Origin of the sequence: Bacteroides rodentium JCM 16496, assembly GCF_000614125.1 — a bacterium.
Classification (GTDB): domain Bacteria; phylum Bacteroidota; class Bacteroidia; order Bacteroidales; family Bacteroidaceae; genus Bacteroides; species Bacteroides rodentium.
In genome coordinates this window covers 58,280-80,099 of the sequence record NZ_BAKJ01000018.1, presented here as the reverse complement: position 1 = coordinate 80,099, position 21,820 = coordinate 58,280, and the positions used below count along the sequence as shown (strand labels likewise).

General features: G+C 47.5%; 14 protein-coding genes and 2 pseudogenes. 4 read left to right on the top strand and 12 right to left on the bottom strand.

The genetic code is table 11. The features are described 5' to 3' along the window. The 4 genes from JCM16496_RS10130 to JCM16496_RS10115 form a co-directional block, all read left to right on the top strand. The coding region (locus JCM16496_RS10130; RefSeq protein ID WP_025834052.1) for a fimbrillin family protein at window positions 1-544 on the top strand (544 nt) is incomplete at its 5' end. 133 nt (window positions 545-677) lie between these two features. Then, entirely contained in the window at window positions 678-1,403 is a 726-nt protein-coding gene (locus JCM16496_RS10125; RefSeq protein WP_439644529.1) for a fimbrillin family protein, read from the top strand. Window positions 1,404-1,501: 98 nt separating this feature from the next. Beyond that, window positions 1,502-1,936, top strand: coding sequence for an acyl-CoA thioesterase (locus JCM16496_RS10120; protein ID WP_025834051.1), 435 nt, complete (start codon window positions 1,502-1,504; stop codon window positions 1,934-1,936). Window positions 1,937-2,003: 67 nt separating this feature from the next. After that, window positions 2,004-3,176, top strand: coding sequence for an AraC family transcriptional regulator (locus JCM16496_RS10115; protein WP_025834049.1), 1,173 nt, complete (start codon window positions 2,004-2,006; stop codon window positions 3,174-3,176). Window position 3,177: 1 nt separating this feature from the next. On the opposite strand, the gene JCM16496_RS10110 is transcribed toward JCM16496_RS10115, so the two are convergent. From JCM16496_RS10110 to JCM16496_RS10060, 12 genes and pseudogenes are all read right to left on the bottom strand, one after another. Further along, window positions 3,178-4,626, bottom strand: coding sequence for a PA14 domain-containing metallophosphoesterase (locus JCM16496_RS10110; RefSeq protein ID WP_025834048.1), 1,449 nt, complete (start codon window positions 4,624-4,626; stop codon window positions 3,178-3,180). Window positions 4,627-4,638: 12 nt separating this feature from the next. After that, window positions 4,639-6,960, bottom strand: coding sequence for a glycoside hydrolase family 20 protein (locus JCM16496_RS10105; protein WP_025834047.1), 2,322 nt, complete (start codon window positions 6,958-6,960; stop codon window positions 4,639-4,641). Then, window positions 6,957-8,408, bottom strand: a complete 1,452-nt coding sequence (locus tag JCM16496_RS10100; protein WP_025834045.1) for a glycoside hydrolase family 125 protein — start codon at window positions 8,406-8,408, stop codon at window positions 6,957-6,959. The genes JCM16496_RS10105 and JCM16496_RS10100 overlap by 4 nt, the downstream gene beginning before the upstream one ends. 14 nt (window positions 8,409-8,422) lie before the next feature. Next, window positions 8,423-10,026: pseudogene (locus tag JCM16496_RS10095) on the bottom strand (MGH1-like glycoside hydrolase domain-containing protein). Window positions 10,027-10,045: 19 nt separating this feature from the next. Beyond that, window positions 10,046-11,187, bottom strand: a pseudogene (locus JCM16496_RS10090) (alkaline phosphatase). 111 nt (window positions 11,188-11,298) lie between these two features. Beyond that, window positions 11,299-12,168 carry an endonuclease/exonuclease/phosphatase family protein gene (locus tag JCM16496_RS10085; RefSeq protein WP_025834044.1) on the bottom strand — a complete coding sequence of 290 codons (870 nt, stop codon included), beginning with the start codon at window positions 12,166-12,168 and terminating at the stop codon, window positions 11,299-11,301. Window positions 12,169-12,185: 17 nt separating this feature from the next. Beyond that, window positions 12,186-15,116 (bottom strand): GH92 family glycosyl hydrolase, encoded by a 2,931-nt coding sequence (locus JCM16496_RS10080; RefSeq protein WP_025834043.1) that lies wholly within the window; start codon window positions 15,114-15,116, stop codon window positions 12,186-12,188. Window positions 15,117-15,341: 225 nt separating this feature from the next. Beyond that, window positions 15,342-16,151 carry a hypothetical protein gene (locus JCM16496_RS10075; protein WP_025834041.1) on the bottom strand — a complete coding sequence of 270 codons (810 nt, stop codon included), beginning with the start codon at window positions 16,149-16,151 and terminating at the stop codon, window positions 15,342-15,344. A gap of 12 nt (window positions 16,152-16,163) precedes the next feature. Continuing rightward, on the bottom strand, window positions 16,164-16,985 hold the full coding sequence (locus JCM16496_RS10070; protein WP_025834039.1) for an endonuclease/exonuclease/phosphatase family protein: 822 nt from the start codon (window positions 16,983-16,985) through the stop codon (window positions 16,164-16,166). Between the two features lie 20 nt (window positions 16,986-17,005). After that, window positions 17,006-17,476 carry a RagB/SusD family nutrient uptake outer membrane protein gene (locus JCM16496_RS23680; RefSeq protein WP_244440304.1) on the bottom strand — a complete coding sequence of 157 codons (471 nt, stop codon included), beginning with the start codon at window positions 17,474-17,476 and terminating at the stop codon, window positions 17,006-17,008. Further along, entirely contained in the window at window positions 17,469-18,593 is a 1,125-nt protein-coding gene (locus JCM16496_RS10065) for a RagB/SusD family nutrient uptake outer membrane protein (protein WP_244440303.1), read from the bottom strand. The genes JCM16496_RS23680 and JCM16496_RS10065 overlap by 8 nt, the downstream gene beginning before the upstream one ends. 33 nt (window positions 18,594-18,626) lie before the next feature. Further along, on the bottom strand, window positions 18,627-21,791 hold the full coding sequence (locus JCM16496_RS10060) for a SusC/RagA family TonB-linked outer membrane protein (protein WP_119957960.1): 3,165 nt from the start codon (window positions 21,789-21,791) through the stop codon (window positions 18,627-18,629). Window positions 21,792-21,820 lie beyond the last annotated feature (29 nt).

Genomic DNA, 21,820 nt, shown 5'->3' with positions numbered 1-21,820 from the left:
ACTCTTCACATTATCCGGCAATACGGTCACATTCTCGGAAACAGACGGTTCCAACGACGTAATGATTTCGGGCGAAGCCAGTGGAAACAAGACAACAGGCGGAGCGCTGGTTTTCACCTTCAACCATCTGCTGACCCAATTGCAATTCACTTTTAAAGCAGGTGCCGGGTTTCCCGCTACCGGAAAGACCGTAACCAGCATTACCATCAAAAACCAACAGACTCCTGCCTCTCTCAATATCAACGACGGTACGGTCTCCTATAATCCGACAGGCGCCGGCATCACCCTCACAGGCTCGTATGCCATCAGTGCCGACCCTGGTACCACAGCCACAGTCTATCCAATGGTAAAGAGCGGTGCCACGAGTGTGGTGATGGATATTGTAGCGGGTGGAGTGACCTATCCTAACGTGACGGTAAACCTAAATACGGAAACCGGAAAGGCTCACAATATTATACTGACCTTTACTCCCAAAGGAATTACAGTTTCTGCGATTGTCACCCCGTGGGTTACCGGAGGAACAGGTTCGTCTATCATACAGTGATTCATCCGGTAATACAGATTCCGAAAGTGAAATTTTCTATCCGAATACTCGTAGCGTTCATACCGCTATTATCTGCAAGTTGCAGCAGTGATATGGACGGAGTTTTTTTCAACAGCGAAGAACACTCCATCCAATCCACCTTGCCATTCTGGAAGACAGCTCCCACACACGGTCCGTCATCAACAGTATAAACGATATCAATATCAGTTCTTTAGGAATCTATGAAGTGGCGGAAGGCAGTACTGCCGGTACATTTCCCTGGACTGCCTCCCCTCTATTGAACAATGCTGCTCCTGCCGGTATAAATGGAAATGAAATAACTTTTTCACCGCCATTATACTATCCGGCTGGAGGACGCAAAGTCATCTTTTACGGCTATTATCCACGTACCACGGCTACGAACGGAACCAATTACGTCACTCCCCCCGGAAATGGAACAGCCCCTACTTTCAATTTCACCCTTACAGGACAGGAAGACATCATGCACGGTAGCAGCACTGCCGGTGGAAGCTATTCTCCAGGAACAGCCATACCGATTACCTTCAGGCACAAGCTGACACAAATACAGCTTAATGTCTCGGCTCTGGGAACCCTGCTTTCAAGTATCAAAATTCTAAATGTACGAAATACCGGCTCCATAAATATGGAAACAGGTGTGGTTACCTATGGCAATAATACGGTGGATATCACACTCAACAAAGCCAGTTTGACAACCACCGCTCCAGTGATGGTGCCAGCCGATGTTCCAACCTATCTATTGGAAGTTGCTTTGATAGGACAGCTTCTTCCCCGCAAGTATTTGATAAGACCGGCATCAGGCAAATTTCTGGAAGGGGTAATCTATACAATAACACTGTGAAAAGAGAATTTTCGCCATTAAAGACTTTATTTTCAACATACAAATCAAAAGAAAACAGTATTTTTGCAGCGATTATAAACAAAGTTTAAGAGAAAACAATGGAAGAAATTCAATTTAACCACACCCTGCCCATACAATTACGCTTTAATGACATCGACAAATTCGGCCATGTAAACAACACTGTTTACTTCTCTTTCTATGATTTAGGAAAAACAGAATACTTCGCTTCCGTATGCCCGAATGTAGATTGGGAAAAGGATGGCATTGTTGTCGTCCATATCGAAGCAAATTTCCTTGCACAAATTTATGGTTCGGACCATATTGCCGTGCAAACAGCCGTTACCGAAATAGGGACCAAGAGTTTCCATCTGGCACAGCGTGTCATCGATACGGAAACTCAAGAAGTAAAATGCGTTTGTACTTCCGTCATGGTAGCCTTCGACCTTGCCAAACACGAATCCAAGCCACTGGAAGAAGAATGGGTTGAAGCAATCTGCAAATATGAGGGAAAAGATTTGAAGAAAAAGAAATAAAATCCTATATTTGTCAATTAAGCTAACATTTGTATAAGTAACAATCAGTTACATTTAGTCAACTGCTATGATTCGATTGATATTATTGACCGATTTTACAGAGTCCTTTTCGTACAATCTGCTAAAGGGGGTATTGGCCTATTCCAAAAGCCATGAGCCATGGGTAGTATGCCGTATGCCGCCCTCCTACAAAAACAGTCATGGTATAGAAGGAGTCTTGAAATGGGCAAAGACATGGCAGGCAGATGCAATCATCGGCAGATTTGACAATGATGACAATGTGGAGCTATTCCGTGAAAACGGAATTATCGCGTTGGCCCAGGATTATAAATCAAGGTTCAGCAATATTCCAAACATCACCGGCGATTACCGCAAGACCGGCAGAATGGCAGCAGAGTTTTTTCTGAGTAAAGGCTTTCAGAATTTCGCATTCTACGGTTATCGCGATACGGTATGGTCACAAGAGCGTTGCGAGGGTTTCTATGAATGTATAGCAGCCCAAGGGTTTGGAAACAATTTCTATTCTTATCAGGACCAATCCCTTGATGACTTATGGTTTTATGAGGCACCGCCCCTGCTCAATTGGTTAAAGTCATTGCCACAACCTACGGCACTCATGGCTTGCGATGACAATCAAGGCAACCGCATTACGGAAATCTGTAAAGTCAACAACATCAGAGTGCCCGACAAGATAGCAATATTAGGAGTCGACAATGATGAGATTATATGCAATCTTTCAGACCCTCCCCTATCCAGTATCAGCCAAAACATTGTAAGAGGCGGATTTGAGGCAGCCGCCCTCATAGAACATCTATTGAATGATGAGGAGGCCACTTATCAGGACGTTGTGCTCCAACCGGTTAATATCATCAACCGGCTTTCGACCGACTTCTATTCTACCACCGATACCCATATCCAAACCGCTCTGAAATATATCCATCAGAATATAGCGGCTGATATCACTGTATCGGATATAGTGAAACAGGTACCATTATCACGCCGTTTATTGGAGATTCGTTTCAAGCAAGTCACCCAGCAGTCCATCCACAAATATATCTTCAACCTTAGGATGGAACGCTTTGCCCAATTGCTGTTGGCCAGTGATGCTCCGATTGCAGATGTGGCGGAACAAGTCGGAATAAACAACCTGAAGAACTTGTCCCGCCAATTCAAAGCTTTGAAGAAAATCTCTCCCAATGAATATCGGAAAGAGTACCGGACAAAGAGTTACCAGCGCTGATTTAATCCGGTACAAACAACATGGTATCAGGCAACACGGTTTCCAGAACATTCCGTCCCGAATACCCGACTTCCAATTCCTGGCCCATGTAATCTTCGAAATACAGCAGGTGCAACTCGTGGTATCCTGCTTCAAGAGCAACTTTCCCTTCGGCACGGCGTCCGCTGTGTCCGCCGTCGTTATCAACAATCAATTTACCGTCTATGTATAGTTTAGAACCATCATCGGAAAAAGTATAGAAACGGTATACTCCCCTTTCTGGAATTTTCACCAACGTACGGAAATCATAAGCAAAATGATCAGGGACGGCTGCTTCTTCAATCGAGAAGTTCTTCATCACCCCTTCCTTCACTTTATTGCAGGCGGCAATATCGGCAACACGTTTACATTTGCCTTCATAATAGGTATATGCCACACCCTGCTTCTTGGGAGAAGTTCCCGTAGCCGGCAAATAAGCCATACTCTGCTCCTCATCCGAATTCAGACCTGAAGGGTAATAGTAGGCAGCCTCCCTGCCCGAAGGAGTGGAAATCCATGTGTCAAATTTGAATTGGTCTTCGTACAGTTCAATGATACGGGCTCCTCTCGTCAACTCTCCATACGCATCCGCACCGGTCACCCGTCCGTATCCCAATGCAATACCTTTATCTATTCCTATAAAGTCGTTATCATGGTCATGTCCCACAAATACTCCCATTACATCCCTCATGTCAAGGAAGGCAGCAAACATACCGGAATTGATGTTAGCGGAGGCAACTCCACCTTCTTTGTCATTGCCATAAGTTTTCCCGTCACCTCTGATTTCGTTGTATTCAATCAGCGGAATATGGAAAAAGGCCAAAGCAGGGACGGGATTACCACCGTTTTTCTCCGCAAAGTGTTTACTTTGCTTTCTGTACCATTCTATTTGGTCGAAATGAATCCAGTCGTAAGCACCATAGATTTTATTAGGCTGATAGTCGTTGGAATCCATGCAATAGAGCAATGCCTCTACCTGGTCCTTCTTCTCCGGACTATAAATAGGAATCACGCAATTGCCGCATCCCATAATATCTTCAGGGCCTTTTGCCCCCACATAGTAGGGAGACTTCAAGAGGAAATCATAGATTTCATTGCGCGTCAAGTATTCGGCATCATGGTTTCCCATCATCACCACAAAAGGCATCTTGGCCTCATTGAAAATAGCCACTACGCTTTTCCATCCATCCATAGCAGGGGTATCGGTCACCACATCCCCACTCAGTACAGCAATGTCCGGATGTTCGGCTGCCAGGACAGCACGGATAGTAGCTGCCGTTTCGGCACACTTTGCAGAACCCGGCATCCAGTGCAAATCTGTAAACTGTGCTACTACAAACTTGCCATCCTTAAAAAAGAATTGCTTCTGCGCAAAAGCCGTTACCGGCATACAGCCCAACAGTACAACTAAAAGAACAACTATTTTCTTCATAATTTCTTGAGATTAATATATTTCTATTTCATCTATTGCCAACTCACTCTGCAACCCTTCATGAAAATATCCTTTCGGGCACAAGCCACCACTCAATAATTCCAAGCGGACAAATGCAGCTTCCGTTTCGGCAAATGAAAGAGATGCCGGGAAGCGGATACCTTCCGTCAAGGTAAAATCATAAGTCAGCCGTTTAGTGCCCACCGGAATAAAAGTCTGACCATCCATTGAAACAGAGACACCCATCGCTCTTGCCGGCCATATCTCATTTACCGGCCGCCATAAAGAAGAAAAGGCAACTTCCTTGACTTTTTGAGGTTTCTTCAGTTCCACTACAATCTGTACGGTATCCTGGTAGAAGCTAATCCAGCGACGCATGTCGCGGGCATAGCCACGTCGTCCATCAGTCAGCCCGAAGCCTTTATTCAAGTGTTCCCATCCTGCTTCAGGATTACAAGTATAGTCACATCCGGTTGCCTTGTTTACAGCAAAACTCTTGCGGGTCACTTTCCCCAGCGGCTTACCGTCTCTGTAAACTGCCGAATAAACAGTTGCATCCTCGTCCAACGGTATCGGAGTCTCATAAAGGGAAGATGAAGTGTTGACCGTTGAATCATTTACGGCATAGTAAATATCAGCATCCGGACAGAAGGTGTTCAAAGTCACCTCATAAGTCTGTTGCGACTTGTTCCACGCACCAGTCTGATTGACTTCATAGAAGTTGCGGCAAGCATTCACTCCGCAATCATCCAATCGTTCAAACTCCTTATCCAGCCTGCGGGCAAACGATTCGAAGTCCTTATGTTCCGGCTGTGTCCATTGCACCTCTGACATAGCCAGCAAACGGGGGAAAGCCATATATTCAAAATACTCGGGAGTCTGTATATACTCTCCCCAGATATTGGCTTGTACACCTATTATATAAGCTTGTTCTTCCGGAGTCAGCTCGGCAGGAAGCGGGTTATAATTGTACACCGTATCCAACGGAAGGAAACCGCCGATAGCCAACGGGGCGAATTCCGGACTTTCCTGGTAGTAATCCAAATAACACTTTTTGCCGGGTGTCATAATGACCTTATGCCGTTGGTGAGCCGCTTCGATGCCTCCTTTTTCGCCACGCCATGACATGACGGTAGCATTAGGGGCAAGCCCTCCTTCCAGAATCTCATCCCACCCGATGATGTCACGCCCTTTACTGTTCACAAATTGCTCAATCCGATGGATAAACCAACTTTGCAGAGCTTCTTCATCGGGCAGACCTTCCCGCTTCATCAAATGCTGGCAATGGGCACACTTCTTCCATGCTTTCTTGGGGCACTCATCTCCACCAATGTGGATATAATGGCTGGGGAAGAGTTCCATAACTTCCGTCAGCACATCTTCCAGAAACTCAAAAGTATGCTCTTTGGGACAATAGACCTCATCAAAAACATCAAAATAATCACGCACCACATAAGTCTTTCCCAGTCCGCAAGAAAGTTCCGGATAGGAAGCCAGTGCTGCGGATGCATGTCCCGGCATTTCAATTTCGGGAATGACCGTAATGAAACGGTCGGATGCATACTTCACAATTTCCTTTATTTCTTCCTGCGTATAATAGCCTCTCTTTTCTTTTCCATCGTAACGCCGTGGAAAATAATAATCAGAGTGTCCTATCTGAGTCTGTTTACGATAAGAACCTATTTCAGTCAGTTTCGGGTATTTCTTTATTTCTATTCTCCATCCTTGGTCATCTGTCAGATGAAAATGGAATTTATTCAATTTATAGAATGCCATCAAATCAAGAAACTTCAGCACTTCCTCTTTTGGCAGAAAATTACGTCCTACATCCATCATAGCCCCACGATGAGGAAAACGGGGAGCATCCGTAATGCTGACAGCAGGAATCCTAATCTTTTCCTCGTATTTCCGGTCACCATCATAAATGGCTGCCGGCATGAGTTGCAGCAAAGACTGGACACCATAAAAAAATCCGGCGGCAGTTTCATTGGAAGATATATTTATCCTATCGGAAGAAACCTCCAATGTATAGGCCTCATCGGGCAAGGAATTATCTATGGATAAGCAAATATCAGCCTTTCCCGTTTCCGAAATACCCTTCAGCGTTACAGAGGTGTTTTTCAACGCATCCTCCAAATAATGAAAAACTTTCATCGCGGCTTCCCCGGAAGGGACAGCCACTGTTTTTTCCCCTTGCAGGACATACACTCCCTGCATTGGAGCAAGTTCATTCGGCATGGGTATAATACCATAGTTTGTCGCTACATCATCAGCCACTCTCCCACAAGAGAGAAAAAAGAATGACATAGCCAGTAACCAATATCTTATCTTCATAGTATTTGGGATAATAAGTTGGGATATTCCTTGACTGTCTTCAGTATCAGTTCACCGAACAAAGTATTTGTCCAGGCAAACCAGGAACGAGTAAAGTCCGCGGCATCCTCCGAATGGAAAGACTCATGCATAAAGCCCGTCCCCCCGTCCGTATCACGAAGTTGCTTCAGACAAGCACGTATTTCTTCGGAATCATCCGTTGTAAAAGCCTTCATAATGATGCTCATCGGCCAGATATAATTCAGTCCCACATGAGGGCCTCCTACCCCTTCGCCGGCTTTTCCTTTAAAGAAATAAGGATTATTGTCACTCCATATCATTTTGCGGGTATTCTGGTAAATCGCATCTTTAAAAGAGCAATAACCCAGATAAGGCGCAGCCAACAAACTGGGTACATTGGCATCGTCCATACAAAGCGCGTTACCAAAACCGTCGACCTCAAAAGCATAAATACGTCCACAAACCGGATGATTGAAAGTACCATACCTGCGGATAGCTGCATCCACTTCATCTGCCAGTGCTATACATTCGCCGGAGAAGTCCTTGTTTCCATAAACTTTATCCTCTATCTCAGCCAATTGGCGCAATGACACAACCGCAAACATATTAGAAGGAATCAGAAAACCGTATTGTGTAGCATCATCTGACGGACGGAAAGAAGAAACGATTAAGCCGACCGGCTTTACCGGTGCCCCCCATCCGTTGTTAATCTGCGAATCTGTAGGGCGGTCGCAATCGCGCGTAAAGCTATAAGGTCCTAAGTCTTGTTTCCTCTGTTGCTCTTTAAAGGTCTTGACCACCAGCAGCATAGCTTTATGCCAATTTTCATCGAACACAGACGTGTCTTCCGTGTATTGCCAATAATGATAGGCCAAACGAATGGGATAGCACAAAGAATCTATCTCCCATTTGCGTTCATGCAGTTCCTTAACCATATGTTGTGTATGGTCGGTTTCCCAATAGCTGCCCAACGGCCCGTCGTTGAAGGCATTGGCATACGGGTCTATCAAGATACATTCAGTCTGTCTGTTGACAAGTCCTGCCACCATCAGCTGCAAGTCCTTATCTTTCTTCATCAACGGCAGATAGGGCCATACTTGCGCTGAAGAGTCGCGCAGCCACATGGCATCTATATCACCTGTAATGACGAAAGTATCTGGTCGGCCATTTTTCACTCTATATCTGACAGTAGTGTCAAGCGTATTGGGAAAACAGTTCTCGAACATCCAACGCAACTTCTCGTCCTTTATTTTAGGCTTTGCTTCTTCAATGGCAGCATCTACTGCCTTCGAAATGAAGCTCCTTTTGCTTGCAGAAGGACGCAACGAAACATATCTCCGGCTCAAAATCCCGGATGAAGATAATACGGAAGCGGGCTGAAAGGTCATAGCAGCCAAGGCAAGCCCGCCAGTCTTCAGAAATTGGCGTCTTGACATATTGTTTTTCATGATTGATGTCTTCTTTAATAGGTATGCTTACCGGATGTCACATTTATCTTTTTCTCTTTTCCACCATAGAGTACACACAGTTCAAAATCGATATTGGAATCTACTGTAATACGAGGTTCATCACTTGCCGAACGGCGTGCCTCAGCTTTTAAGGAGATAAGCCCTTCGGGACCAAAAGGATAGCGTTCTATGCCGTTAGTCTCCGTCAAATTCATATCCCAGATAATCTGCTTTTTGGCATAATCTCCCCGAATACCGATAATAAATTCTATCAATTCGGCAATAGGAGGAAGTCCTGCCCAACCCACAAAATTATCCCTTGCCATAAATCCCGGCTCAGCACTTTCCGGAGCATAATATTCCCAAAAAGTTCCAGTCTTCTTATAGACCTCAAATACCTGGGCATAATGATTCAAACAAATCTCCCGTGCCAGTTTACCATAACCTTTCTGCACAAGACCCTGCATCACCATGTAATTAGTTCCCGGCCATACGCCACCCTGCCAATAACGGCCATTCTCCTTGTACTTGGGATTATCGGCAGACAAAGAAGGAATACGGTGTTTCCGGTTGAATGTGGCAGGATTATCCAATTCCTTCACCATGCGGTCCAACTGTACAGAATCCAATACATCAGTAAACAGAGCCCAATAGGCACCTATTCCCTTGGTTGTACAGAGCGTACCGTCAGCATACTGGTCGTAGAGGAAACCGGTCTTTTCATCCCAAAGATTGTCGTGGATATATTTTCCCAGCATCTTGCTTCGTCTTCAAACTCTTCTATCTCTTGCCAACGTTCCAGATAAAATCCCATCTCAAGTAGTAAATTGGCAGTAAATAATTGCTGTAGGTTTGTATCCAGCCAAATCATATGCCCGTGACTGTAGATAGGGCTATATTCCGACGGAACACGGGGCATATTATCCATACCGGTTCCCCATCCGCTTGACCAGTAGGTTCCATTTCTCCAGGTATGGTTCAATTTCAGCCACTTATAATAAGCACAAAGTACCGGAAATATCTTGTGCAGGCGTTCCGTATCACCAAACTGATGGAAATAGACCATCTCACACCAAGGCATCAAGTTCGGTCCGGTACTCACCGGATCATAGCGTTCGAAGCAATCGGCACCATCCGCCTTTATTTCACGGCAAATGAAACCGTCGGGATGCTGCTTGGCGTAAAAGTTGTTCAGCGTATTCTGGAAAGGAAAGAAACGGGTACCATAACGGGCAAACATCAGAATGAAAGAGGAATCCCACATAAAGATATTACCATTATAAGCTGTATCCAAATAGCTTGAGACAAAACCCGAGCCTGCTTGAGGAGCACGGATATTGCCGATAGCTATTTCCCATGCCTTCCAATACATTTCAAGTTCTTTCTCGTGTCCGCCCCAAATGGGATTGGGAAGAATCTGCCGGGCTTCCTCGAAGCTTTTCGGCACAATCGTCTCAGGTTTTGCCACACGATATTCGTTTTCTGTGACCAACGGTTCTTTTACATACGTATTTTTATAAGGCAAATGATACTTTTCATCATTGCCACAGCTCTGGGCATTGAGCGACGAACCCGCCGAGAGCGACAACAGACCTGCCAATAAAACATGTTTCAGCATGGGAAATAGAGTTATTTGGTTATAATTTAAGCAACTTCTTTATTTTATCAAAGATGGCCGTATTCTCATAGATTCCGGTAAAATCTTCCGCTCCGGGACCAAAAGCATATACAGGCACCATCACACCGCTATGGCTGCCGGTGGAAAACTTGCAGACAATCTTGCCTTGTTTCAAATCGCCGTCCACAAGCGTAAGTCCTCCGGTTTCATGGTCGGCCGTCACTACAACCAGCGTTTCGCCGTCCTTGGCAGCCCATTCATAGATAGCTCCGATGGTACGGTCAAAGTCGTGCGTTTCCTGCATCAGCAAGTCCAGGTCGTTGAAATGTCCGTAATCATCCAACTGCGAGCCCTCTATCATCATGAAGAACCCTTTCTTGTTCTGATTCAGTAATTCGATACCTTTCAAGGATGCACGCGCCAAGAGGTCGCCACGCTCTGCCGGAAGAGGTGTATCCTTTGGATAAGGCACTGCAAACACCTTGCCACTCCCTATAGCCGCCAGTTCGTCCCAAGTGCGGGGTGTCTGGAAGCCCTTCGTACGCAGTTCTTCAAACAAATTGCGTCCGTCCTTCCGGTTCTCGAAGTATTGTGCACCGCCACCAAACACATAGTCGGCCTTGCAATCCACATATCCCGTCACCACATCCTCTTCTGCATCCCTGTCCTTGTTGTGACAGCAGAAGTCGGCAGGAGTGGCATCCCACAGGCGGCAGGTCACTGCCAGACCCGTTGATTTTCCTTTTTCCGAAGCCAAATCAATCAGAGATTTCAAAGGTCGCCCTTCCGTATCCACTCCCACATAGTGGTAATTGGTCTTTTGTCCGGTGGCAATCGCCGTTCCTCCGGCACCGGAGTCCGTAATCAGCTTGTCGGCACAATAAGTCTTAGACAAACCCACCGCCTGGCAGTTGTCCAGAAAAAGCTTTCCCCTGTTTGCGTCCATGCCGAATAGACGTGCATCAAGCTCATCCCGTCGCCAATCATCAGGATGACGTTCTTCACCTTCTTGCCTTGCGGAGGTGTTATTTTGGTCACTTCATACGGTTGTTCCAACACGTAGGTCTGTTCTTTGTCACGGCGGCTTTGTGCCGATGTTCCAACGGGCAGCAACACGATTGCCAAAAGTGCCCATACACTTATCTTTGCTATTCTTTTCATCTTTTTATTTTTTATTTTTCACCACAAATTTCCAGATTGACACAAATTCTTCTCTTAATTCATAATTCAAAAAAACTCTGTGTCCTCTGTGGTGAATTACGACATATCATTTCATTCTACCGTCACCAGCACCGGAGCATGGTCCGACAAGAAAGCCCCGTTTTCCGTCTCGGCCAGCACACCATATTTCAGCACTTTCCATCCGTTGCCCACAAACACATAATCTATCAGTGAACGACGTTCGTAGGGAATGCTGCCGAAATCGTGGAAACTCCATGCAGGTCCATATACCACGGGCGACACCGTGCGTGCATCCGTCAGATGTCCCGGGTCTTCCGGGTTGGTGATATGCTTGATGACATCCGACTCCGGTGTAGAGTTAAAGTCTCCGGTCAGCACCACCGGCATCCCGTTACCCAATTCTTTCACTTTATTCAAGATAAGGCTGATTCCCTCGCGGCGTGCCACAACGCCCACATGATCCAAGTGCGTGTTCATGGCCAGGCACTCCTTGCCCGAAACCTTGTCCTTCAATTTCGCCCATGAGGCAACACGTTCACAAGCACCGTCCCAACCTTTGGAACCTGCCACTTCGGGCGTTTCGCTCAGCCAGAATGTGCCGGAATCAAGTACCTCAAAACGCTCTTTCTTATACCAGAGCGCGCTATATTCTCCTTTTTCCTTACCATCTGTGCGACCCACACCTATCACTCCATAATCCGGAAGGCGCTGCTGCAAGTCCTGCAACTGGTTGTGCAGCACCTCCTGCGTGCCCACAATGTCCGCATCATAAAAGCGGATGGCATTGGCCGCACGGTCTTTCCTGTACTGCCAATTGTTCAGGCTGTCTTCCGGATTGTCATACCTTATATTGAAAGACATCACATTCATAGTAGATTCCTGTACGGCAGGCTTGTCCTGTTTCTCCTGTCCGCACGATGCGAGCAGAAGCGGGAAAAGTAATAAAGCTATTTTCTTCATGGTTATCTGTTTTTTGACTATTTCACATACAATGCAGAAGCAGGAATAGGTGACAGCTCCTGTGCCGAAGGAAGTTTCCAGCCCCAACCCAGCTCTTCTCCTTCGTAATCCTCAAAGTAATACAGCTTGTAAGCATGGAATCCTTTCTTCAGTGCCACAGCCCCCGTAGCAGGAATAGCGGCGTGCGAACCATCGTTATTCACCACCATCTCATCATCAATGTACAATACGCTGCCATCATCCGAACGAGTCATAAAGGTGTAGATTCCATCTTCGGGCACCTCTATCAAGCCGGAGAAGATATAGCCGAAGTGGTCTTCCTGACGTGCCTCCTTGATGGAAGGTTCTGCCATGATACCGGTGTCAAGTAACGGACTCTTCTCTATATCCGCCACCTTCCGGTAAGTACCCTCGAAATATTTGTAGGATGTGCCGTTCCGCACAGGACGGACGGCAAGTGCCGGTTTCATCTCAGCCTTGGTGGCCATGATGGAGAGTGTATGGCTTGGGCGGAATCCGTCCTTGAACCCTTTCGCCTTTATGGGAGTCGTCCTATCCAGTTCCAGCGGCTTCTCATAGAGCGGTGACAGTTCTGTAGGTTCGCTTCCATCCAGCGTATATCTCACTTCCGCTCCTGCCGTTACCGTGGCCAGTGCTACCGTAATCTTGTCCATAAACAGATTCAGGTCTTTGTCCACGTATGGCACAGATACCACCTTTTCTTTCGTATAAGAGTAAGGTGCCGATTCTTCCGAAACTCCCCGGGACATGTCCGGCTTGTCTGTCAGCGTAAAACGCAATTCGCCCCCTTCCATCAGCTGTTCATAGGTAATGAAGTTACCCTCTATGGCTTCTCCATTCAGTTCTACCTTGTTTACGTAGATATTCTTTTCCGGATTGTTGGCAAGCACAGACAATGTCTTTCCGTTGGCCAGCCTTATCACCGCCTTATCAAACAGCGGCGTGGTCAGTGCAAATTCATTGCTACCGGGACACACGGAATAGAAGCCCAGACTTGAAAGGATGTACCATGCCGACATCTGCCCGCAATCTTCGTTACCGATGATGCCTTCGGGAGTGGGTGCATACATCTCACGCAGCAACCGGCGTGTCAGCTCCTGGGTTTTCCAAGGCTGGCCGACATAGTCATACAGATAAGCGATATGATGGCTCGGCTCATTGCCATGCACATACTGGCCTATCAAGCCGGTGATGTCCGAAAGTTCCCCTTCCAGCTTCAAGTCCGAAGAGAATATGGAATCGAGTGCCACTACAAACTCATCCTTGCCGCCAAACAGCTGCATCATGCCGTTCACATCATGCGGCACAAAGAAACGATATTGCCAGGCAGTGGCCTCCGTATAGGCACGTCCCACCGCCAACGGCTTGAACGGTGCTTCCCAATTGCCATCCATCCGTTTGGGACGGAAAAACTTGGTAGCCCCATCAAACACATTCACATAGTTTTGCGAACGTGCAATGAATGTCTTGCAAATATCTTCTTTCCCCATCTCTTGCGCCATGCGGGCTATGCACCAGTCATCGTAGGCAAATTCCAGCAGGCAAGAAATAGATTCCCGCTTGATGTTCGAGGGGATGAAACCGTTCCGCACATAGTAGTCCGCCCCTTTTTCGTTCTTCTCGGCAGAGGCTACCATTGCTTCCAGCGCTTTCTCGGCATCAAACCCACGAATGCCTTTCAGATAAGCATCTGCTATGACAGAAGCGGAGTGATAGCCTATCATCGTCCCCGTCTCCCCGGCAGAAAGGGGCCAGATGGGAAGTTCGCCCGAAGCGTCATAAATATCCAGGAAAGAGTTCACCATGTCATTCACCAATCCGGCATCGAGTAGTGTCATCAGCGGATTCCAAGCACGGAAAGTGTCCCACAAGGAGAAAGTGGAGTAATGCTTCCTGCCCTCGGGCATCCTGCCTGTCGTCATGTCGTGACGGCGATACTCACCATTCACATCGCTCACCACATTGGGCACCACCATCGAATGATACAAAGCCGTATAGAAAATCTTCCTGTCGTCCGCATTGCCGCCTTCTACCGCAATGGTGGAGAGTGCCTGTTCCCAAGCAGTACGGGCAGCACTGCGCACGGCATCGAAATCGAAATCTGCCACTTCGGATTCCAAATTTTCACGTGCATTCTTTTCGCTGACAACGGACAGCCCGACTTTTGCCACCAACGGTTCTCCGTCGCTGTTGTCAAAAGCCAAGCAAGCCTGCAAGTGGGTACCGGTCAATTTTGCCTGTGCAGCAACCGGTTTCCGTTCCTGCACAAAGTCCACCGTCTTAAAAGGTTTAGAGAATTGCGCCACGAAATAGACATACTGGTTATCCGTCCATCCCCTAGTGCGGCGCATACCGGCAATCTCATGGTCGGACGTCTGTTCCAGTGTAGCTTCATAGATATGTTCGTTATCGAGCAGGTGTGCCAAGTCGATGATGACAGCCGCTTCCTTTCCAGCGGGGAATGTGTAGCGGTGCACACCGGCATGGGCGGTTGCCGTCAGTTCTGCCTTTATGCCTTCTTCTTTCAGCACGACGGAATAATATCCGGCGGAAGCCTCCTCTTCCTTATGGCTGAAAGCCGCAGGAGGACAAAGCGTTTCGACCGTCAAGTCCGGCTTTTGTGTAGTGGGGCGAAACAGGACGTCGCCCAAGTCAATGCAGCCGGTGCCGCTGAGGTGGGTATGCGAAAATCCCTTCAAAGTGGTGTCGTCATAGTGGTACCCCGCACAGGCATCCCAGTTTCCGGCACGCGTGTCGGGACTCAGTTGCACTGCCCCGAAAGGCACAGTCGCCCCCGGATAGGTATGTCCGTGGAAGCCGGTACCGATGAACGGGTCTACGCAATCAACAGGCTGTTTCACATCGGACGAACAAGCCCCACACACTACACCGACAAAAACGGCATACAGAAGTTCTTTCAAGTTCATTGAGATGAATGTTTTTCAAGTTATTGTTTACGATGTTTTCCTACTCTTACAGACACAAAAGTACATAAAAAGCATGAGTTTTTTACACCGCCATAATAAAGAAATCATTTTTTTCTTCAGAGGAAAGACAACAAAACCTTCCCATATAAAAAAATTCTGCAAGAGCCGATATGCCACGCACACCAACCCTTGCAGATCAGACCAATGGCAATGAGGTCTATTTTATCATTCCACACCCGGTTCAATGGCCAGACAATAATCTTTCACATTGCCGGACACTGAATTTGTGGTAGTCTCACGAAGAACCCACGATTTGTCTGCAACCATAAAGATAGCATATTCTCCGGCTGCAATATCAGCTTGGCTAAACTTTACGTTGCTAATGGACTCTGCAACACTCTTCAAGTCCTCCACAAGATTGCTTTTCACAGTACCAATCAACACACCATTGTGCCTGCTGTCCACAACGGTTCCCAGTGCCGATTTTGCAGCATTTATCTGCTCTTTAGAGCTAAAACGTGCCGTAGCGAAAGGCACCAATATGTCCTTCTGGTTCTCCTTCACCATACTCTTGCACATAATGCTGATAAACTTGATGAAGCAATCGTTACTCACCTTGAATCCTTCTTCAGCATTGTTCTTGTGATTGTACAAGATGAGAGAGCCTTCCGTAGCAATGCCATTTCCATTCTTAACAACCTTATTCAATGCATAACCGGGAAAACGGCTGGTGGCAAAAGAGATATGAGTGGCCACATTGCTGCCACCGCTTACGTCCGCACGGTCTATCACACCAATGGAACAATCCTCGCCCAACGCGTTGATATGATTGACAATCGCATCGGTTTCCCCGATGTTGGCGTCATTCAGTGCCGACAAAAAGTGGACTTCCACGCTTCTGGTTTTATTCCAGTCGGAGTTAGCGTTCTCTTCCTGCTTGATATTGCCCACTCCAAGGTCCTCTGCGATGCAGGAGCCTGCCAGTACTGAGCAGAACCCCAGTGCGGCGAATGTATATAATATATTCTTTTTCATATCGTTATCGTATTACTTTTTAAGTTCAACCTCAACTATTACCGGATCATGGTCAGAAAGCTTTCCTGCATCCACTGACTTTTCACTAATTTTATTCCAGCCGCCTTTGGAAGCAAAGATATAATCTACCCAATGGTTTCCTACCTGGTCAAATTTAGTTCCAATAAGCCCTATGGGCGAAGCGCTGGGATAAACGTTCAAGTCACCGGCCAGAAGAGCAGGCACCTTGGTATCGTTCAAGAATGCAATCAATGCTTCTGCCTGTTCCTGCTGCCCTCCGGTATGGTCGAAGTGAGTGGCAACCACAGCAATGATGTCGCCCGAAGGCAACGCCACCTCGGCAACCACGGCACCACGCTGGTCAGAAGAACCTGCCGGACGGGGAAGCTGCATTGTACGAGAAGCGATAATAGGGTATCTGCTCAAAATGGCGTTACCATAAAGCTCGTTCATGCAATAGGTATAGTTCTCTTCGGGGTTTTGTCCCTGCTTGTTATTCAGGTTGTAAGAGTAGCCATAGATGGCAAACATACCCAACTTATCGGCAATTTCCTGCACTTTATCTATATATTTTCCATCTCTCATCTGGCGGGAACTTCTGTTCTCCACCTCATTGAGTATGATAAAGTCCGCATTTTCATCTTTCAAGAAGTCGGAATAAGGAGTCACATCAAAAGAGTTACGCTCCCCCCATTTATCCTCCTGTTCGAAGGACAGGACATTGAAAGTAATCACTTTAAACCGGTTGTCCTGCGCCTTGGCTTTGGAGGAAAATCCCCCAAAGACCATCACGAAGAGCACCAATATGATATAAGGATAAAATCTCGTATTCATTTTATTGATTTATTTAAACATTAATAAACATTCTGCTTCAAGTTCTTGCTGTTTGCCACCTCTTTGGCAGGAATCGGGAACACATGGTTTACATTCGGATTGAATGTACGTGCAGGCCAGATTTCAACCTCCTGCACATTAAATGAGCCGTCAGGGTTAGTAGTGGTCTTCACCCCATGCAACGGCTTGGCATAAGCTTCCTGTGCATCGTGCCATCTCACGAGGTCAAGGTGGCGGCTGGGTTGGAACTCAAATGCAAGTTCACAACGGCGTTCGTTCTTCAATTGCACCTTGGTGGCTTGGCTGTTTTCAGGCAATCCGGCACGCTTGCGAATCAGATTCAGCAGAGACTTGGCCTCGGCATCACCTTCGCCGTTCTTCCAGATAAGGGCTTCTGCCTTCATCAGCAGAATGTCGGCATAACGGATAAGGCAAGTGCCAGTACGTTGCTGGCATCGTTCATATTGGAATTCACTTTTTTTCCTATACATCGGCGTTTTCCCAAGGAGACATGAATTTTCTCCAGGTCAAGCCTGACGTGCTTGATGTAGCCCATGAGCCTACCGCCCATGTAACATCCTGTCCCACAAACCGGATGTGGTCGCCCGGATAAAGGATAGTAGCGTCACGGCGCTCGTCACCTGCTTCGTAAGCGTTGTAAAGCTCAAGCGTAGGCTGGAAGTACCCCCACGTATTATACAATCCCCAGCCACCGTTCTCAAACGACATGCCATGGAATTTAGGACCTTCCACTGCATTACCCAGCAACGAGAAGATGTATTCTTCGCAGAAGTTGTTCTCTTCGCGCCACAGACGGGCAAAGTCGGGATAGAGGCCACGTTTATCCGCGCCTGTCATGCCCATCACCTTGTCGCACATCTCGATAACCGTGTCGTAATACTTAGCATCGAACTGCGAAGCGTAAAGTGCCGCACGAGCTGCAAATGCCCAGCATGCAGCCTTGTGAGGACGACCATAGTCTTCGTTGGCCATTTCGGACAAATAGGGAAGCAAATCGGCGGCAGCGCGCATGTCTTCTATAATCATGTCATAGTTGGCAAGCACCGAAGTCGGACGCAGTTGGTCTATTTCGGCAGTCGGCGTTTTTTCCGTTACGATAGGAATACCGCCGTTCACACCGTTGTCGCCATACCAAGGAGCCAGCCACAAATAGCAGAAACCACGGTAGAAGCGTGCCTGACCGATGGCGCGGTTCTTTACACTCCCGGAGATGGACATGTCGGGCACATTGCGCAACACATCGTTGGCACGGGCAATGATGCGGTACATCCACGGCCAATTGTCTTTTTGGTCGCGACCGTTTTCCGGGGTCATTTGGAAATTCTTGATGGCCTGCGCCTCACTCTGTGAACGACCGGTCACCATATTGTCGCTACAATTCTCAAGCCACATGAATCCGCGCCCCGTCACTCCTTCTTGGTAAGTGAACTCATGGAAAGCATTCAATGCCTTTTCCACATCTTCTTCTGTTTTCCAGAAACTGGTACTTCCCTCCAATCCATAGGGATCGAATTCCAGAAAATCACTACAACCGGTCAACGAAAAGCCCAGCAAGAGCGACAATGCTATGTTTTTATATTTTTTCATTTCAATATACTGTTTTTGAGGTTTGATTTTCATTTAGAAACTAAAGTTAAATCCGATGCTGAAAGAACGTGACACAGGATATGTACCGCCATCAATACCGAAGTTTCCTACTTCAGGATCGATACCGCTATAATCGGTAGCCGTAAAGAGGTTTTCGCCGTTCAGATAGAAACGGGCCGTGCTGCCCGGCAGACCGATGGCTCTCATCACATTGCCGGGCAATGTGTAGCCGATGGTAACATTCTTCAGACGGAGGTAGCTGGCATCTTCCAGGAAGAAGTCGTTCAAGCTGTTGTAGTTTCCGTTAGGGTCGGAAATCAAGCCGATTCTGGGCACGCCTGAAGTCTTGTTATATTCCCAGGAGTTCTTCACGTCGGCAAGCATATTGCCACCCTGTCCGCGACCGGTGTAACCCATCTGCTTGAAGCCGTTGTAAACGGTGGATTTTCCCACACCTTGGAATTGGAAGCTGAAGTCAATGCCTTTCCACTGCAAGTTGCCGCCAAAGCCGAAAGTAATCTTAGGCATATAGCTGCCCAAGTATTGCTTGTCCTCATCGGTAATCTTGCCGTCGTTGTTGAAGTCCACATACTTGAAGTCACCGGGCTTGGCATTGGGTTGCACTTTTTGCTTGATGCCCGTTTCGGGGTCTCTCCAAGTGAAGTTGTCTATCTCTTCCTGGCTCTGGAAAATCCCTTCGGTCTTCAGCACGTAATAAGAATACCAAGGATGTCCCACGGCGGAGCGCAATGGGGTAAGGCTATTGATTACCACATTGTGTTGCATGAATTCAAGGTTGCCCAGGTCAAGCACTTCATTGTGAACGGTAGAAAGGTTACCGTTTACACCGAATGTCACGTTACCTATTTTCTTGCTGTAGCTCAAACCGAATTCCCAACCACGGTTCACCACATCGCCCACGTTGCCGTAAGGAGAAACAGAGATACCTGCCACCGAAGGAACGGGCACCACCTCGATAAGGTCTTTCGTGCGTTTGTTAAAGTAGTCCACAGTAAGGTTCAGGCTGTTGTCAAGCAAGCCCATGTCCAAACCTACGCCCCACTGCTCGGTGGTTTCCCACTTCAAGTCTTTCGTACCGATAGAACCGGCATATACACCACCATATATAATGTTGTTCAAATCTTTACCATAAATCATCGCCCAGTCGGTTTCATTCAGAGGCACATTCCAAGAGTAGCGCGGAACCAATGCCACGTTACCTACCTGCCCCCAGCTTCCGCGGACTTTCAGCAAGTTCACCACGTTCTTCAAAGGTTCGAAGAACTCTTCGGAAGAAATCTTCCAGGAAGCCGAGAATGCGGGGAACACGCCCGAGTTATTGTCCTTATAGAGTTTGGAAGTGGCATCGCGACGCACACTGGCAGTAAGGAAGTAGCGGTCTTCGTAAGAGTAACCCAAACGAGCGAATGCCGACAGCATACTTTCCTCCCAGATGTTTTCCTCCGGCTGGAATTTGCTCCATTCGCCTGCCTGGCCGTTGGTAATGGAGTGACGATCCTCATTGACGTAGCCGGTAGTGTAGTAAGCGTCATATTTATACTTTTCGTAGCTCATGGAGTAACCCGCCATGAGACTGAAGTGATGCTTGTCGGCAAACACCTTGGCATAAGTGGCTGTAGTTTCCCACAAAAGCTTGCTGTTCCAGGTATTGGTCTTGTCGCGGGAGTTGTCAGAGTTGGGGCGACCGATTTCGGGAACACGGCAATTGAAGATGTCTTCCGTACGAATGTCGATTCCGGCAGTAAAGTCACTCTTCACCGTAAGGCCTGAAAGCGGCTTCAACTCAAGCGAAGTTGTAGAGTAGATGCGGTTGGAAGGACGCATCTGGTCGAGACGTTCCAACATAGCAACGGGGTTGCGCATCTCGCCATAAGGGCTGTTGATGCCTTCTGAAGAAGCCCAACGGGGGATGGTACCGTGATAAAGCGGCCTACCGGTTTTTTCGTCAATCATCAACTTGCCCTCCTTGTCATAGTCGTATACGCTTGCCGAACGGGGGAAGAAGACAGCCTGATTGAGCACACCTTCGTGGCCGGTACCCACGCTACCCTGTCCGTTCTTATATTCATAGCTGACACGCTCGCTCACCTTCAGCCACTTTGCCACCTGGAAATCCAGATTAGCCTTGGCAGAGAACTTGCGGGCGTAGGTATTGAGGAGCACACCCTTGTCGTCGTCGTAAGCAAACGAAGCAAAGCCTTTCATCGTATCGCTACCCCCCGACAGAGAGAGGGCATAGTGTTCCAGCGAGCCGGTGCGGAAGATGGCATCCATCCAGTCCGTGCGGGTAACGTTGCCATAAGGGAAAATCTCCGGGTTTCTGGAAGCGTGGAGAGGGTCGCCGGTAGCGGCACAAGCGTCAGCCCAGATTCTGTTATACTCTTCGGCAGTCAGCGTTTCAGGCAGGTTCACAGCGTTCTTAAAGCTCTTGGAAATGTTGATGTTCACCTTCACCTTGCCTGCGGAAGCCTGCTTGGTGGTTACCACAACCACACCGCCCGAACCTACGCTGGCACCATAAATGGCAGCAGAAGCGGCGTCTTTCAGCACAGTGATGCTTTCCACATCTTCCATATTGAAAGGTGCTCCCGGCACGCCGTCGACCACATAGAGCACACCATCACCACTGTTATAGCTGTCGTCCGTACCACGCGAACCGCGTCCACGGATAGACAGGGAAACATCAGACAGCGGGTCTCCGCCATTGGATTGTATCATGACCCCCGGCATTTGCCCTTGCAAATAAGAACCCAGATTCGCGGGACGGCTTTTCAGTTTATCATCCATTTTCACTGTAGAGACCGCGGTCGACAAGTCTTCCTTACGGCTCGTTCCATAACCGATGACCACCACTTCGTCAAGCAATTCCGCATCTTCCTGCAAAATTATGGTAATGGGCTTCGACGAGGCCTTTACCTCCTGAGTTTTATACCCCAGAAAGCTGATTTCCAAAACATCTTTCTCTGCAGTTTGTAATGCAAACTTTCCGTCAACATCCGTAATCACCCCATTCGTCGTTCCCTTGACAAGGACATTGGCACCAATCACCGGTTCACCGGTCTGATCCTTCACTGTTCCTTTCACTGAAATCTGCTGTGCATAGACGCCAGCCGACAAGAACAGCCCTACCAAAAGGGTCAGAATCGTTCGATAGATTCTAAGATTTACTTGTTTCATTCAATTAAAATTTAAAGTTTATAATATAG